The following is a 14,405-nucleotide window of genomic DNA, read 5'->3' on the forward strand; positions in this document are numbered from 1 at the left end:
GCGGAGTTCACCCGTCGAGAGACGGAAAGGTTAGATCAGGTGTTTGGGAGGACGTGCCTGCCTATCGTAGGCACTCGACGTAAGGACGCGGTGCAGAACAGGCTCGAAGCTGCGCTTGGGCAGGAGCATCGGCTCGAAGTAGCTTGGAGCAAATGCTGCGAGCGGCGAACAATGAACCTCGCAATCCGTGTCTGCCGACAGTTGTTTGGGCGAATGTTTTTCCGCAGACAGACCGGGTTTTGAATCCGCAGTTTCAGCTGCATCTGAAGAATGATGGCCGCCCTCATGGGAATGGCCGCCCATTGCCGTTTCGGCAGAACCGAAGGTCTGCAGAATATCCATGCTGTTTTGGGCATATGCCGCAAACTGCATGGAGGTCATCACCACCAATGCGAGAGCCAGCAGCACCTTGAAAGACGCTGATCGGCTTCCCAACAACTGGTTCAAGAACCTTTTCATGATGCCTTTCCACAAGTGTTCGCGCAATTTGTCAACGCAAAATTTGTTGCACTGCCCGCGATTGGCGAAGAAGTGATCGAAATGAAACGGCAGGCTCCGGCTGCAATTCCGCAATGGCCTAAGAAGCCCGTTTGGCTGTTTTCTCGGTGAAATGAAAGGGTTCACATATTTTTCATCGGCGATCGTCACTCGGCGGAATAACGATGTTTGACGTCCATGACCCTCGTGTATGTTGTTTCATGAATTCTGACGGGAGCCCGCTAGCTGTTTGCTGAGCATCGCACTGAGTGCCAGTTCTGACCAAACTGGGAATAGATCCGGCGCACCCCCGTGAGATTCTACTGTGCGGCCGGACATATCGTATGAACGTGTAACAAGGCCGTCAGTTACCATATACCTGAATTCAAGAAAAAGAGGTCCGAATTCAACGGTCCCGGTGTTGAGTCTAAAATCCACAGGGTTCCGGATGGAAGGGTCCTCAGCCAAGCCACTGCGCAACAAATTTCCTACAATGATGTACACGCCGAAGTGATCCGCTCGCCCTATGCGCCTGGGGTTACGGGCATTCCACCAATCACAAAGGGTGATTACTTTGCTAGGTACAAGCGCAGCTTCATCCGGGCACAAAATATAAACTAGATCCTGAAGTGTCGCCTTCATCATAGGGTATCCTGGTTGACCACTGTCAGCCTGAACTATTTCCCCGCAAGTAAGAAACGCTCTCGTCTGGCAAACCTGCGTCAGCAGCGGGAAAGCTGGTTTCGACCTCTCCTATGGCTTCGTCTGGCACAATCAGACAACGCTCATCAGGGCTGTCGTTCCAACCCGGCGCTGTAGATAAGCGATTCCGATTGTTCCACGCCGCCCGGGAAGTTCCACTTGATCCTTCCTTATCCAGTCAGCAGCCGACAAGGACGCGGGAACGCGGCTCAGCATAGCCGCTGACACAACAAGCGAGGCGTTAAGGGTTTTAGTCATCGCTTCCAAGCGCTGCGCGACATTGACGACGTCGCCGAAAACCGTGAACTCGTCGTGAAACCCGCTCTCGAGCACTCCGCCGATGATGGTGCCCATGTGTAAGCCGATGCCTGCGTCAAGCGGGGGCTTTCCTTCAAGGCGTCGCCACTCCGTCCAATCGTCAAGGATTCGCACAAGCTGCAGTGCACATTGCAGCGCACGCTCCGCGTCGTCCGGTGAAGGCTTCGGCTGACCGAACACGGCCATGATTCCGTCCCCCATGAACTTGTCTACGGTACCCCCGGTGCGAAACACTTCGCCAGCAACAATGCCGCGGTATTCTGCCAGGATTTCAGCAAGTGCGGCGGCGGGAGCGGTTTCGGTAAAACGCGTGAATTCCCGCAAGTCCACGAACATGACGACCGCTTCCCTGCGTTCGAGGTCTAGGCTATCGCTGGCAACCTGCAGGTCCGAGACCGGAGGGTGAGAAAAACCGCGAAAGGTTCATGCGCCGCTCCTCGCTCTCAATCGCCACACGCATGATGGTCCGGTGATCTATCGTCAGGAGGTATACGACAATGGCGGCGAAGGCGAACGCGGCCGCCAATCCGAGGTCCTCGCTGAAGGAGGTGACGAAATGCGTGTCGATGCCGCCTGACCAATGCCGGGCTGTCATGAGCAGCAGCAGAAACACCCATCCCGCAAGAACTATGCTGCTGAAGAGCAGGACAAGCGAAGGCATGAGCCTAAGGCCGACGTGATTTAGAAGCAGAAAGGCGATCGCGAGGCTCGGCGTCGTGAGCCCGTGGTCCTCCGTCACATCGAAGCGGAAAAGGTGTTCATAAAGCACGATGATGACCATAAGGGCATCGACGGAGACGAAGAACGTGTCCGTCCAGGGGGCTCCGCGTCTGGTAATCGCCATTCCCAGCGACAGGAGACTGACCGCCAGATAGCCAAGTACGACGGTCGCATGGACGGCGAAATTGTCGTGATCGTTGCCCAAAATGAGGTTAGCGAACAGGATGAGGAGCACGGCCGCTCGCAGACTTGCGGACCGGATTTCCCTCGTCCACTGTCGTGTGTCGGTTGTCGTCGATTGAACGCGCAGTGTCATGGGCGTTTTCCCCCAAAACCGACAGAGATGCAGTCGTGCGATGCAGGCATCGCGCAGAAATCCAAATTCGTGAGTGGGCTTTCAAGACAGGAGGACCGACGCGCGGCCTGTGTGGCCACGCACTTACGTCGCCTTCCGGCGAATGGTCAGACGACTGTCTTGGGCGGCCGGTCGCGGGTTTCGGCGTGGCGACGCTTCAAATGTTGGTCGGCGAATGTCACAACGGGCCTCGACGTTGCCTGTCTCGTATTCGGGTCGCTCTCAGTTGGGTAGAGGCCTGATAGGCAGTGTTGTTCGCAATTCTGTTCGATCGCGTCACCCAACAACGATGTATAGTCACGCTCGACGTTTAGGGATGCCATCTCCCCAGCCGCGGCGGTTGTCCCGCTGCTTTGTTCGACATGGACACGCTGCAAGGTAGTTATCAGTGGAGTAGCGAAAGCGGCCGATTGGATTATGGCTGTGATGACAAGCATCAACATCAGAGCCGTGTGAAAACCTGAACGCCAGTTTTTGCGGGGATCCATCATGCGTTCAATTCGGCAATCGTTCGAGGAGAACATCGTCGCCTATGACATCGGAAACCATAACGGCTAATCCGTGGCGGCGGCATGAATTATAGGGTTTGTTTCGTCCGCACAGGTCGCGCATCACAACTGGTGCCTGCTCTCGGGTACACGCCGTTCAGCGTATTCTCAAGGCTTGTATTACTCATTCCCTTGCACAATTATTACTCATTTCACCTGACATCTAATATACATTCTCCCACATTTCTATTGTGCATCTCCCCAAGTTTATGTTATTAATTTCACCGCCCCCGGACTAGTCACCGCGACTGGAAAACAAATGGATGAGTCCCTGCTTCCGCGCCACCTAAAAGCGGAACTTATCGAGGCCCTTCGCTCGGCGCGAGTTGTGAACATTATCGGTCCCCGCCAAGTCGGGAAGACTACGCTTGTTAGAGATTTGCTGGATGTTGGAAAATTCGTCACGTTGGATGAAGAGAACGTGCTAGCAGCGATGGAAGCTGATCCCGTTGGGCAGATTGATGCGCTTGTGTCCGAAGCGGGTGAAGCACCTCTCATTATAGATGAGGCGCAACGATCAAAACGCCTAGCGCTTGCCATCAAGAAGATCGTCGACGAACGGCGCAGAATGGGGCAATTCATCCTGACTGGGTCTTCGAACGTATTTACATCCGCGCATGTCGCGGACTCCCTCGCTGGCCGAGTCCAGACCTTGACGATGCTCCCGATGAGCGTCGCCGAAATAAGTCAGAAAGGGCCTGCGAGAATTCTGGATTGGGCCAATCGAGCCGAGGGACCAACGCTGGCCGATTTGCCGATGCCGGGTAAAGTCTCAAGGAGCACATACGTCGATATAATGCTGGCAGGGGGATATCCTGAGATTCGCAGCTTAGAGGACCGTCGCCGCAGACGACGTTACCGAGACTACGTGGATACGATTGTCGAACGGGATGTTGCTGACATCCTCGAAATCAGGAGATCTGACGCGATGCGTCGGTTGATCGATCAACTCGCCGCACGAATTGCCACCGAACTCAATGTCCAGGACCTCAGCGGGAAGATTGGCATCCAGCGCAAGACAATGGATACATATTTGGACGTATTAACCAAACTGGCACTCCTAGTGAGGCTTCCTGCTTGGACATCCGGCGAGGTCGGTCGCGACATCCGCCATCCAAAGATCCACATTGTCGACACAGGGATAGTCGCAGCATTGAGAAACTTGACATCGGCCAGCTTCGCTATCGATGCCAACCCAACCGCGCTTGGAGCTATTCTTGAGGCATTTGTGCACAATGAGTTGCAGAAGTCGCTTCCACACCAAAAAAGTGATTGGCGACTTTACCACTGGCGTCATCAGCGGGGACCCGAGATCGACATTGTCGCAGAAGCGGATAGGACGCTCGTAGGTTTTGAGATGAAAGCAGGAGCTACTGTTGATTCGAACGATTTTCGGCACCTGAAATGGTTCCGCGATGAAGGGCCAGGAAAAATGTGGAATGTTGTCGGGATCGTGATCTACCTTGGAGACCGCCCCCTGAGCTTTGGCCCAAAGCTCTTCGCGTTGCCTTTGTCCGCGTTTTGGGCTTTTTCCCAGAGTACCGACTAATCCCGGTGCACAGATGGCACGCGATCCTATCTCACCGTGCAGTGCGGCACAGATTTTTGTGCTGAGAACAAGGGGTGGCATTTGCTATCCAACACCGGATTTTCGCCTGGTTTCGATTCAGTCTGTTGATACCGACGGCAGCCTCCGTCAGTGCCGCCCGCATCGCACGATACCTGTCGCGTGCTTGAGATACTCAACAGATCCCCAATTAGTGGTGTGAACCTAAGTGAACGGGATAAGCCGACAAATTACCACCTACCTTGCGTAACAATATCTATCGTTTGGGATCAGCGTATCCCCGCAAGGAATTGTATCGGTCAATCTGATCCACGGTCAGGATCAGCCTCGTTTTCAGGTGGGCGGATAGATGGATATAACGCAACTTGCCTCGGCTTTCTTCGATTTTGGCGATCATTTTTGAAAGGGTTTCGTCCGTGATCGTCTCGTTTTTGAATTCGAGGTCCAATGCATTCTCGTAGGAAATGAGGCGGTTTCCTTCCGAAATCGCGTCCGAGCGCATGTGATCAAAGATTTTTTCTAAGGCGGCTGTCTGTTGCGGGTCGAGTTGGATTTCGTCTTTCAACTCCAACAAGTGTGAAGGCCCCGGTATGCCGTTCAATTCCGCAGCCTTGGCCAAGCCGCTGCCAGCGCCTTTGCATAGATCTGCGATTTCCTCGTCCGATAAGCTTTTGATCTCGCGGTTCTCTTCTCCCGCATATGCGGATGTTGCTCCATGTTGATGCTCCTGAGCGTAAACTGCGGCAGGAAGCAGCACAGCTATCATTCCGAGAATACGTACGAATTCCATGGTTGCGCTCCCAACGACTTTGATCCTCGAAAAGCTTGCCACGGGCTTCAAATTTGGGACATGATAGCGATCATGTCGGATCAAATGATTGAGCAACTTCGAAGGTTGGCTTCGAACGAGATGTCGTTCGGTGAAGGCGAAGTCGTGTTTGCGCAAGGTTCCAAAGTCAGCTTTATTTATCTCGTTGTTCATGGGTCAGTCCGGCTGCTGCGGCATCAATCAGACGGCGCGGCGATCGTGATGCAACGAGCTACGGCCGGATCAGTTCTGGCAGAAGCTTCTCTGTTTTCGGATCGTTATCATTGTGACGCGGTCGCGCTGCTTCCTTCGAAACTGGTTTCGATCAGAAAAACGCTGTTAGTCGATCAAATATTCGGCAATGCGGAATTGGCGAATATGTGGAACGTCTATATGGCCCGCGAAATTCAGAATGCCCGCCGCAGCGCGGCGATCGTCTCGCTCAGGACGGTCGCGGCGCGGCTTGACGCCTGGATTGCATGGAATGACGGTAAGTTTCCTCCCAAGGGCGAATGGAAGACCGTTGCCGAAGATATGGGTACCAGCCCCGAAGCCCTTTACCGGGAACTCTCCAAACGCAGAGCGGTCTGTTCAAAGCGAGCCAATCCGGTTTAAAATCGGTCCGACACGCTGAAGAAGCCCAAAAATCTCAGTGCAAAATCTGACTGAGGAACAGCTTGGTGCGCTCATGCTGCGGATTGTCAAAGAACTCCGCGGGCGCGTTCTGCTCGACAATCTGGCCTTGATCCATGAAGATCACCCGGTTGGCAACCTGACGGGCGAAGCCCATCTCGTGGGTGACGCAGACCATGGTCATCCCCTCTTCGGCAAGTTGAACCATCGTATCCAGCACTTCCTTGATCATCTCCGGATCGAGCGCCGATGTCGGTTCATCGAACAGCATGATGCGCGGGTTCATGCAGAGCGATCGGGCAATCGCCACACGCTGCTGCTGACCGCCGGAAAGCTGGCCCGGATACTTGTTGGCCTGCTCGGGAATCTTGATGCGCTCAAGATAGTGCATCGCGATCTCATCGGCCTTCTTCTTCGGCATCTTGCGCACCCATATGGGTGCCAGCGTGCAATTTTCGAGGATCGTCAGATGCGGGAACAGGTTGAAGTGCTGGAATACCATGCCGACTTCGCGGCGCACCTCGTCGAACTTAAGATCGTTGGTGAGCTCAATACCATCAACGAGGACCTTCCCGCTTTGATGTTCTTCCAGCCGATTGATACACCGGATCATGGTGGACTTACCCGAGCCGGACGGGCCGCAAGCGATAATTCGCTCGCCGCGCATCACCTTCAGATTGATATCTTTCAGGACATGAAAATCGCCATACCATTTGTTCACGCCCGTCAACGCGACGGCAACTTCATCATCCCGAGAAGCCTGCTGAGGACCGGGGTGGCTTGCGATGGAAAGTGTCATGCAATCTCTCAATAACCGATGTTACCACGCCGCTCCAGGAAATCGGAGAACCGGGCGAAGGAGAAGGACAGCGCGAAGAAGATCGCGCCAATGAACAGGAATGTTTCGGCTGCCGGAGATGGCCAGGCAGGGTCGGCCAACGCAGCTTTACCTGAACTGATAAGGTCAAACAGGCCCACCACAAGCACCAAGCTGGTGTTCTTGATCATCACGATGATCGTATTCGCCAACGCGGGGATGGCCACGCGGATTGCTTGTGGCAAAATCACCAATCGCTGCGTACGCCAGAACGAGAGGCCGAGAGCTTCGGCAGCCTCATATTGCCCACTTGGAATGGCCTGCAGTCCACCGCGGATCACCTCAGCCAAATATGCCGATGCAAACAGCGTCAGAGCAACCAACGCACGCACAAACTTGTCCGGCAGGAGATAGTCCGGCAAAAATAGCGGTAGCATGATTGATGCGACGAACAGGATAGACAGCAGCGGCAATCCACGAATTCCTTCGATGAAGGCCACGGCGATGATCCGCATGGCAGGCATCGTCGTCGAGCGGCGCGCAAGTGCCAACAAGACGCCTATGGGGAAAGCGACCCCAATGGCGACGACGGTCAAGATCAGGGTCACCGGAAGGCCGCCCCAGGAAGATGTGGGAACCGTTGCCAGCCCAAGGCCGCCACCCATCAGCCATCCGACGAGCGCGAGGGCCGCGACCCAAAGTTGCAACAGTCGCGGCGTCCAACTGGCCGGCCGAACCGACCAGGCGAGGAGTGCAATGATGAGCACACACACCAATGCCGGACGCCAGCGCTCGTCGAACGGATAGATCCCGAAAAGCAACTGACCGGATTTTGCGTAAATGAAACTCCAGCAAGCACCCGACGCTGCACGGCATGCATTGAGGGTTGCAAGCAAGACACCGTCTGCGATTGCCGAGGTTCTGGCTGACCATGGAAGGTGCGTCCACTGGCATCACTGAACGTCCCGAAGGGGCCGCAACAGAAGTGAGCCTGCTAAATTGTTTTGACAGGACGCTTTGTCGGGTGTGCACTACTCCTGTGCGGGTGCATCCCGCATGCAAAAAAAATGGGAGGAAGCCATGAAAGACATGAATCGTCGGTCGGCATTGGCACTCGGTTTAGCGGCGACCGCCGCAACACCTCTGCTCATTTCGGCAGGCCCGGCCGTGGCCAAGACCAAGGAGTACGGCCCAAATGACGGCAAGGAACTTGCCCCGGGTGTCAGGTTAGTTGAGTTGGGCACGTTTAAGTCTGATATCCCCGCCTACAAGAGCATCAACATGGTAGATATTGTATTTCAGCCCGGCGCGGTGGCCGCGCCAATGATGATGGACAATGACATGCTGTGCTACATCACTGCGGGTGAATTCACCATCAAGAAGCCAGACAGGGAATTCAAGATCAAAGCAGGCGAGATGTACGCCTGTGCCAAAGGCACAACGGACGGGGCCACAAACACCAGCAAGGTGGTCGGGATTCACACAATAGGCATTCTGATCCCTGCCTGAACGAAGTCGGCGTTCTCCGGCTGGGCTCCTGCCGTGAGTGCTATCGGTCCTTACGTCCAGCCGGAGTGGCAGTCACTGCCGCTGCCAACTCAGTTCCTGGGTCTGACCTCGTAATAAACCGAAGTCTTCTGCTCCGGCCCCTTGGCGACGGCATAGACATCGAAGCTGGCATTCGGATCGTAATCCATCCCGAGCGATCCCACAGGCATGCCGGGAACCGCCAATCCGGCAATGTCGGGCCTCTCGTACAGCAGTTTCGCCACCGCCTCCAGCGGCACATGCCCGTCGAGGAAGTAGCCGCCGACAACCGCCGTATGGCAGCCCTCGACGGAGGCGGGCACGCCAAAGCGCTTCTTGACACCGGGCAGATCGTTGGTGTCCACCCGCTCGACCGTGAACCCGGCGTTCTCCATGGCCATGGACCAGAGGTTGCAGCATCCGCAATTCGGATCTTTGTAGACCGTCATCGACCAATGTGTCCCGGCCCCCGCGTTGCGTGCAACCACGACAGCGGCCATTGCCGCGATGCCCGTGCCTATGAACTCACGTCTCTCCATCAGATCGTTCCTCCATCACCCCTTCTTCTCAGGCTGCATCGGCCTATCCTTGCGCCACTGCTCGTTAGGCTTTCCGGAATCGGGAGTGCTTTGCATCATCTTGTTGCAGCTTTCCATCATCTGGCTCATCTGCTTCATCATATCCATCATGCCGCCGTGCTCCATCATGCCCGACCCCATGCTTGAGTCTGGAGACGGCTTGGCATCGGCAGCAAAAATCGGTGATGTGAGGGCAAGCCCAGTGACTATGGTGGCTGCTACCCCAAGGAATTTCAATGAACTGTACATTGCGGTCTTCCCTTCATTTTAAAGTCGCAACGGAGCCCAACTGAACACCGCGTGCGGACATCTACCAATCTGGAACGAACCTCGGCACCAACTCCCGGTATTGCTCGTACTGAATGTCAAATCGCTCGATGAGGTCATGCTCTTCCCGCTTGGGCAGACGCACGTAGAACCATGCAATCAAGGGCGCGAGCAGCAGTGTCGGAATTGTCGGCCAATGCACCAGCTGCCCGAAAATCACCAGGAAGATGCCTGCATATTGCGGGTGCCTTGCAACGCCGTAGACACCCTCGGTGATTAGCCTGTCACGGTAAAAATAGACCTCCACCCAGCCTTTGACAATCAGAAACAACCCGGCCATCACCAGGACCGAGCCGAGCATCATTTCGAGCACCATAGCGAACGTCTCCCATAGCCCAGGAGGGTCGCCCAGACCTGACCTGTGGAATGAACCAGTGTCGCTTTGCTCTTAAAGGCGAGATGAGGAATTCAACAAAATCAAAGGCGTTCCTTTGTCTCTAAATCTGATATTTGCCTTTAAGAGCAAAGCGACACCCACAATTCCTCACATCTGGTCACCGTGACATGGTCATCAACCACGTCGAAAACGAGCAAATGCGCGAGGACGGTGAGTTTACCATTTACTTGAACCGGGTTTGGGCAGAATATCATCGAGTGGGAGGAAGCATTCGGACCCCCTCTCGAGAAGTGCGCCCGAACGGCTTTCGGCCCTTGATTGCAAGGGAGGACCAATCATGCGGTGTATTTTCTTACTCGTGGCCTGTGCCGCGGCGTTGTCGCTCGGCGTCTCGCACGCCTTCGCACAATCCGGTGGTGTCGAAAAAGCGGTTGGCGGCTATAATTTCGATGAAGCCGCAAAGGAAGCCCCCGGCACAAAGAATTTCCATTCGGCCGACGGTCACTTGACCTTCGCGGTCGTAACCCACACGGCGGGCAATGGCTTCTTCGACCCTGTCTATGTCGGCGCGACCGTCGCCGGCAATCTGATCGGCGCCAAGATCCTGCTGCTCGGCTCGGAATCGCCGACCGACGACCCGGCTCGCGAGATCGAAATTCTGAACCAGATCGTGCAGGATCCGACGATCGACGGACTGATCATGACAACGCCGCAGGCCGGCGCCTATAACGACATCGTCAAAGCCGCCGAAGCGAAGGGCATTCCGGTTGCCACCACCAATTCGTTCGACGGGACGATCCTCAACCGCAACAGCCTAAGCCATACCGGTCAGGACGCCTCCGCCGCCGCGATTGCCGGCGAGGCGCTCGTCAAGTGCCTGGTGGAAAAAGGTATCGAAAAGGGCTCAATCGTGCTGCCCTCGTCAACCGCGATGGGCAACATAGAAGTGAACAACCGCGTAACATCCGCGTTCAACGCAATCGTCAAGGGTCTCAAGGACGCCGGTAAGCTCGAGAGCTTCAAGGTCGACGCGGGCCCGGAGAACACCGGCATCGACACCAATCCGAATGATCCGGTGAATGGCATCGTCACGCTGTTTGAATCGCGCGGTGACGTGGTCGGCGCCTTCGCCGGCAACAACGTGTTCACGCCGGCCCTTGCCAAGGCGGTCGCCCAGACCGGAATGACCGGCAAGATCTGCGCTTATGGCTTCGACCTCGGCCCGGCGCAGCAGGAGGCGTTGAAGGGTGGCGACCTGACCGGCGCGCTCGGGCAGCAGCCCTTCCTGCAGGGCTTCTGGCCGGTCATGCAGCTCTATCTGCAGATTGACCGCGGCATAGCGGCGGCCAATCTCGACACGCGCGCCCAACTCGTGACCCAGGAGACCGTCGGAAACGTCGGCAAGCGCTTCGAGAATTGATGTCGTTCGGAACTCCTCAGATCGTCGTGGGCGGGCGCGAGCTCTCCTGCAGCGTGCTACGACCCGGTCGGACAGAAGAACCTTATGGCGGCTAACGCGACGACACGGCTCGGCCACGCACCGTCCCAAGTCGTCGGCGGCTGGGAGGCGGGGCTCATCGCGCTGCTCTTGCTGCTCTATCTCGGCGGGGCTGTTGTCAATCCCGCGTTCTTCGGGTCGACGGAGGCGTTCCATGCACTGCTTCGCGACACCTCGCGGGTTGCCATAATCGCAGTCGGAATGACTTTCGTCATCGTCAACAAAGATCTCGACCTCTCTGTCGGCTCCACCTATGGCCTCGTCGCCGTCGTTTTCGCCAGGCTTTTCGCGCCGAGCTTTTTCGATCTTGACGTCATCACGTCGGTGATCCTTTGTGGGCTTCTCGGTACGGTGATCGGCCTCGCCAATGGCGTGCTTGTCACGATCCTGAAAGTGCCAGCGTTTATCGCCACGCTGACGATGCTGTTCATCGGCCGCGGTTTCGTGCTTGCCCTCACGCACGGCCAGGCGATTTATTATCCCGGCAAGGCGAAAGACTATCCGCTGTTCTTCCACCTCGGCGAGACAAATTTCATCGGCTTCAACAACCAGATTGTGATCTTTGTTGTTGTCGCCGTGCTCGGCGCCCTCGTGCTGGCCAAGACACGCTGGGGCTACGAGACTTTCGCCACCGGAGGCAACGAGCAGGCGGCGGTCTATGCCGGCATACCAACGAGCTGGGTGCGTATCCGGGCTTACTTGATCTCCTCGCTCTGTGCGACCCTTGCCGGTTTGCTTTCGGCCACCCAGGACAAGGGCGTGACCCCTCTTTACGGCGTCAGCGGCGAGTTGACGGTCATCGCCGCGGTAATCATAGGCGGCGCCTCGATCCTCGGCGGTCGCGGTCGTGTAGCCGGATCATGCCTTGGCGCGATGCTGGTTGTCCTGATCGACAAGGTACTGCGCGAGGGCTGGCCGATCACACGCGTCATCAAAATCGGTGACGATGAAGTGGCGGTCAACGCGGTCTTCTCCCTGCCGGTTGGCGCTGTGCCGGTCATCCTCGGACTAATCCTCGTCACCGCCGTACTGATCGAGCCCCACCTCATTCGGCGCCAGGCGGCAATGCGGTTCTGGGCCTGGCTCCGCGGCAGACCGCCACCGGCGGCCTACGAGATCGGCAGCATCGCACTCGAGGGCGTCCAGACCAAGGGCGCGATGGCGACCGACATAGCGTTGTCAGCGACCGCACTCGGCAAGTTCCTTACCCGGCGCGATTCGCTCGCCATCATCCTGACCATTGTGCTGTGGCTCACGGGGGCGGTTCTCAGGCCCGACTATTGGTGGAACTTGTCGAACACTTTTGCCATTCTGCTCAACTATACTGAGCTGGCGTTGATCACGATCGGACTCACCTATGTTATCGCGGCCGGCGATATTGACCTCTCCGTCGGCGCAGTCCTCGCCCTTGCCGGAAGTACTGCCGCCTACTTCCTGAAAGTGCTCGGCGCCGATCCCCTTGCCGCCGTCGCGATGGGCCTCCTTGCAGGAATGGCCGCTGGTCTGGTAAATGCGGTGATGACGGTCGGTTTCAAGTTGCCGGCGTTTATCGCCACGCTTGGTATGTACTACATCGCCCGCGGTCTAGCCGCGTGGTTCGTCGCCGGCCAGCAACTCACCGGCTGGCCGGAGGGCTATAACCTGTTCGGCCGCAAGTTAAATGACATCCTGCTCCACTTCCGCTTCTCTCTGGCCCCCGGAATCCTTCGCACGGTAGCAGAGGTGGTCAGCGTCCAGACGATCTGGATGTTTCTCGTCGCCCTGATCGCCGGCATCGTACTCGCTTATATGCCGTTCGGACAAAAGGTCTGCGCCACCGGCGGCAACATCCGCGCCGCCGCTTACGCCGGCATCAACACCAACCGGGTACGCTTCATCTCGCTCATGCTGGCGGCGCTTTGCGCAAGCATGGCCGGGATCATCAACGTCGCTTACTTTCGCAGCTTCAATCCTGTCGCCGGCCAGTACCGCGAGCTTGACGCCATCGCCTCCGTGATCATCGGCGGCGGCTCGATCTTCGGTGGCTACGGCACCGTTATCGGCGCGCTTGCCGGCGCAGCCGCGATCACGCTCGTCCGGGCACTCCTGCAGCTCAATGTCCAAGGGTTCAGCATGCCGCAGCACTGGATCAATGTCTTCATCGGAGTCATCCTTATCGTTGCGGTGCTAATCGATATTTGGGTGCGCCAGGCCAATATTTTCGGACGCCTGCGAACCCGCGTCGCAAGAGGTGCACAAACACGGAAAACCGCTCATGACTGACGCGACACCACCCGAACCCATCGTGGAAATGAGGAGCATCGAAAAAGCCTTCGGGGCCGTGCAGGCGCTGCGCAAGGTTGACCTCGTCCTTTATCCTGGCGAGATTCTAGGTCTGGTCGGCGACAATTCCGCTGGCAAGTCGACGCTCATGAAGATCCTGACCGGCGCTTATCAACGCGATGCCGGTGAAATCTTCGTTGCCGGGCAAGCGGTGCACTTCAAGAGCCCGCACGAGAGCCGTGACGTCGGCATCGAGATGATCTACCAGGATTTCGCGCTATGCGGGAACATGGATGTCGGCCAGAACATCTTTCTTGGCCGCTGGCCGCTCAACGGCCCCTTTGTCAATCGGCGGCGGATGTATGCGGAAGCAGACAGTGTGCTGAAACGGCTCAAAGTCGACGTGAACTCCGTCTATCAGAAGGTCGAGAGCCTGTCGGGCGGCCGCCAGCAGTCCGTGGCCATTGCCCGCGCGATCTCGTTCGAGCCGCGCGTCGTGATCCTCGACGAGCCGACCGCCAACCTTTCTGTGATGGCGACCGAACGCTTGCTCGAAACCATGCTGGAGCTAAAGAAGCAAGGTGTTGCCCAGATCATCATCTCGCACCGCCTCGTCGACATTTTCGCCGTGGGCGATCGCGTCATGGTGCTTAAGCGCGGCGAGTACGTCGGCGACCGCTACATCAAGAGCACCGACGAGCATGAGGTCCTGGAGATTATCGTTTCGGGCACGCGCGAGACCGCACTTACGGCCGATGAAGCAAGGTAGATTTGACCGATTATGGATTACTTTGGCTCTGTCGCAAACCCTGATTTTTGAGCGATGAGATTAGTTTTGTTGCCGGTGATCAGGTTGTGAGGGGTTGTCTTCTCTATTCGGCGTGGTGAGGTCAAGCCCCTTCTGACTGTCCGTAGCTTCCGTAGCTATGGT

The 14,405-nt window shown here is 56.8% G+C and carries 15 protein-coding genes; 6 read left to right on the top strand and 9 right to left on the bottom strand.

What is annotated here, in order from left to right; all coding sequences use genetic code 11:
• Positions 1-30: 30 nt before the first annotated feature.
• The 3 genes from N8E88_RS10325 to N8E88_RS10335 all read right to left on the bottom strand — a co-directional run bounded on the left by N8E88_RS10325 (position 31) and on the right by N8E88_RS10335 (position 2,533).
• Positions 31-459, bottom strand: a complete 429-nt coding sequence (locus tag N8E88_RS10325; protein WP_262291670.1) for a hypothetical protein — start codon at positions 457-459, stop codon at positions 31-33.
• 792 nt (positions 460-1,251) lie between these two features.
• Positions 1,252-1,833 (bottom strand): adenylate/guanylate cyclase domain-containing protein, encoded by a 582-nt coding sequence (locus tag N8E88_RS10330; protein WP_262291671.1) that lies wholly within the window; start codon positions 1,831-1,833, stop codon positions 1,252-1,254.
• A gap of 31 nt (positions 1,834-1,864) precedes the next feature.
• Positions 1,865-2,533, bottom strand: coding sequence for a hypothetical protein (locus tag N8E88_RS10335; protein ID WP_262291672.1), 669 nt, complete (start codon positions 2,531-2,533; stop codon positions 1,865-1,867).
• 846 nt (positions 2,534-3,379) lie between these two features.
• Between N8E88_RS10335 and N8E88_RS10340 the strand changes: the two genes are divergently transcribed.
• The gene (locus tag N8E88_RS10340; protein WP_262291673.1) at positions 3,380-4,669 is read left to right on the top strand and encodes an ATP-binding protein; all 1,290 of its coding nucleotides are present in this window, start codon (positions 3,380-3,382) and stop codon (positions 4,667-4,669) included.
• A 274-nt stretch (positions 4,670-4,943) separates the two neighbouring features.
• Here N8E88_RS10340 and N8E88_RS10345 read toward each other — a convergent pair whose 3' ends face one another.
• The gene (locus N8E88_RS10345) at positions 4,944-5,453 is read right to left on the bottom strand and encodes a hypothetical protein (RefSeq protein ID WP_262292405.1); all 510 of its coding nucleotides are present in this window, start codon (positions 5,451-5,453) and stop codon (positions 4,944-4,946) included.
• Between the two features lie 96 nt (positions 5,454-5,549).
• Between N8E88_RS10345 and N8E88_RS10350 the strand changes: the two genes are divergently transcribed.
• Positions 5,550-6,110, top strand: coding sequence for a Crp/Fnr family transcriptional regulator (locus N8E88_RS10350; RefSeq protein WP_262291674.1), 561 nt, complete (start codon positions 5,550-5,552; stop codon positions 6,108-6,110).
• Between the two features lie 34 nt (positions 6,111-6,144).
• Here the strand turns inward: N8E88_RS10350 and N8E88_RS10355 are convergent, their stop codons facing one another.
• Together N8E88_RS10355 and N8E88_RS10360 are read right to left on the bottom strand one after the other, a co-directional pair.
• On the bottom strand, positions 6,145-6,927 hold the full coding sequence (locus N8E88_RS10355) for an amino acid ABC transporter ATP-binding protein (RefSeq protein WP_262291675.1): 783 nt from the start codon (positions 6,925-6,927) through the stop codon (positions 6,145-6,147).
• A gap of 8 nt (positions 6,928-6,935) precedes the next feature.
• On the bottom strand, positions 6,936-7,841 hold the full coding sequence (locus N8E88_RS10360) for an amino acid ABC transporter permease (protein ID WP_262291676.1): 906 nt from the start codon (positions 7,839-7,841) through the stop codon (positions 6,936-6,938).
• A gap of 184 nt (positions 7,842-8,025) precedes the next feature.
• On the opposite strand from N8E88_RS10360, the gene N8E88_RS10365 reads away from it, so the two are divergent.
• Positions 8,026-8,454 (top strand): cupin domain-containing protein, encoded by a 429-nt coding sequence (locus N8E88_RS10365; protein WP_262291677.1) that lies wholly within the window; start codon positions 8,026-8,028, stop codon positions 8,452-8,454.
• A gap of 89 nt (positions 8,455-8,543) precedes the next feature.
• Here the strand turns inward: N8E88_RS10365 and N8E88_RS10370 are convergent, their stop codons facing one another.
• From N8E88_RS10370 to N8E88_RS10380, 3 genes are all read right to left on the bottom strand, one after another.
• Positions 8,544-9,011: a DUF411 domain-containing protein gene (locus N8E88_RS10370; RefSeq protein WP_262291678.1), complete on the bottom strand. Its 468-nt coding sequence runs from the start codon at positions 9,009-9,011 to the stop codon at positions 8,544-8,546.
• A 15-nt stretch (positions 9,012-9,026) separates the two neighbouring features.
• Positions 9,027-9,299 (bottom strand): hypothetical protein, encoded by a 273-nt coding sequence (locus tag N8E88_RS10375; RefSeq protein WP_262291679.1) that lies wholly within the window; start codon positions 9,297-9,299, stop codon positions 9,027-9,029.
• A 61-nt stretch (positions 9,300-9,360) separates the two neighbouring features.
• Entirely contained in the window at positions 9,361-9,693 is a 333-nt protein-coding gene (locus tag N8E88_RS10380) for a methyltransferase family protein (protein ID WP_262291680.1), read from the bottom strand.
• Between the two features lie 358 nt (positions 9,694-10,051).
• On the opposite strand from N8E88_RS10380, the gene N8E88_RS10385 reads away from it, so the two are divergent.
• The 3 genes from N8E88_RS10385 to N8E88_RS10395 all read left to right on the top strand — a co-directional run bounded on the left by N8E88_RS10385 (position 10,052) and on the right by N8E88_RS10395 (position 14,243).
• Entirely contained in the window at positions 10,052-11,134 is a 1,083-nt protein-coding gene (locus tag N8E88_RS10385; RefSeq protein ID WP_262291681.1) for a substrate-binding domain-containing protein, read from the top strand.
• 84 nt (positions 11,135-11,218) lie between these two features.
• Positions 11,219-13,474 carry an ABC transporter permease gene (locus tag N8E88_RS10390; protein ID WP_262291682.1) on the top strand — a complete coding sequence of 752 codons (2,256 nt, stop codon included), beginning with the start codon at positions 11,219-11,221 and terminating at the stop codon, positions 13,472-13,474.
• A complete protein-coding gene (locus N8E88_RS10395) occupies positions 13,467-14,243 on the top strand; it encodes an ATP-binding cassette domain-containing protein (protein WP_262291683.1) in 777 nt (258 codons plus the stop codon). The genes N8E88_RS10390 and N8E88_RS10395 overlap by 8 nt, the downstream gene beginning before the upstream one ends.
• The last annotated feature ends 162 nt before the right edge of the window (positions 14,244-14,405 follow it).

The organism is Phyllobacterium zundukense (genome assembly GCF_025452195.1).
GTDB classification, from domain to species: domain Bacteria; phylum Pseudomonadota; class Alphaproteobacteria; order Rhizobiales; family Rhizobiaceae; genus Phyllobacterium; species Phyllobacterium zundukense_A.

Excerpts from the sequence above, each read along its gene's own strand:
- N8E88_RS10370 (WP_262291678.1), bottom strand. The coding sequence starts at position 9,011 with ATGGAGAGACGTGAGTTCATAGGCACGGGCATCGCGGCAATGGCCGCT.
- N8E88_RS10355 (WP_262291675.1), bottom strand. The coding sequence starts at position 6,927 with ATGACACTTTCCATCGCAAGCCACCCCGGTCCTCAGCAGGCTTCTCGG.
- N8E88_RS10390 (WP_262291682.1), top strand. The coding sequence starts at position 11,219 with ATGGCGGCTAACGCGACGACACGGCTCGGCCACGCACCGTCCCAAGTC.
- N8E88_RS10375 (WP_262291679.1), bottom strand. The coding sequence starts at position 9,299 with ATGTACAGTTCATTGAAATTCCTTGGGGTAGCAGCCACCATAGTCACT.
- N8E88_RS10365 (WP_262291677.1), top strand. The coding sequence starts at position 8,026 with ATGAAAGACATGAATCGTCGGTCGGCATTGGCACTCGGTTTAGCGGCG.
- N8E88_RS10350 (WP_262291674.1), top strand. The coding sequence starts at position 5,550 with ATGTCGGATCAAATGATTGAGCAACTTCGAAGGTTGGCTTCGAACGAG.
- N8E88_RS10395 (WP_262291683.1), top strand. The coding sequence starts at position 13,467 with ATGACTGACGCGACACCACCCGAACCCATCGTGGAAATGAGGAGCATC.
- N8E88_RS10385 (WP_262291681.1), top strand. The coding sequence starts at position 10,052 with ATGCGGTGTATTTTCTTACTCGTGGCCTGTGCCGCGGCGTTGTCGCTC.
- N8E88_RS10345 (WP_262292405.1), bottom strand. The coding sequence starts at position 5,453 with ATGATAGCTGTGCTGCTTCCTGCCGCAGTTTACGCTCAGGAGCATCAA.
- N8E88_RS10325 (WP_262291670.1), bottom strand. The coding sequence starts at position 459 with ATGAAAAGGTTCTTGAACCAGTTGTTGGGAAGCCGATCAGCGTCTTTC.
- N8E88_RS10380 (WP_262291680.1), bottom strand. The coding sequence starts at position 9,693 with ATGGTGCTCGAAATGATGCTCGGCTCGGTCCTGGTGATGGCCGGGTTG.
- N8E88_RS10335 (WP_262291672.1), bottom strand. The coding sequence starts at position 2,533 with ATGACACTGCGCGTTCAATCGACGACAACCGACACACGACAGTGGACG.
- N8E88_RS10330 (WP_262291671.1), bottom strand. The coding sequence starts at position 1,833 with ATGTTCGTGGACTTGCGGGAATTCACGCGTTTTACCGAAACCGCTCCC.
- N8E88_RS10340 (WP_262291673.1), top strand. The coding sequence starts at position 3,380 with ATGGATGAGTCCCTGCTTCCGCGCCACCTAAAAGCGGAACTTATCGAG.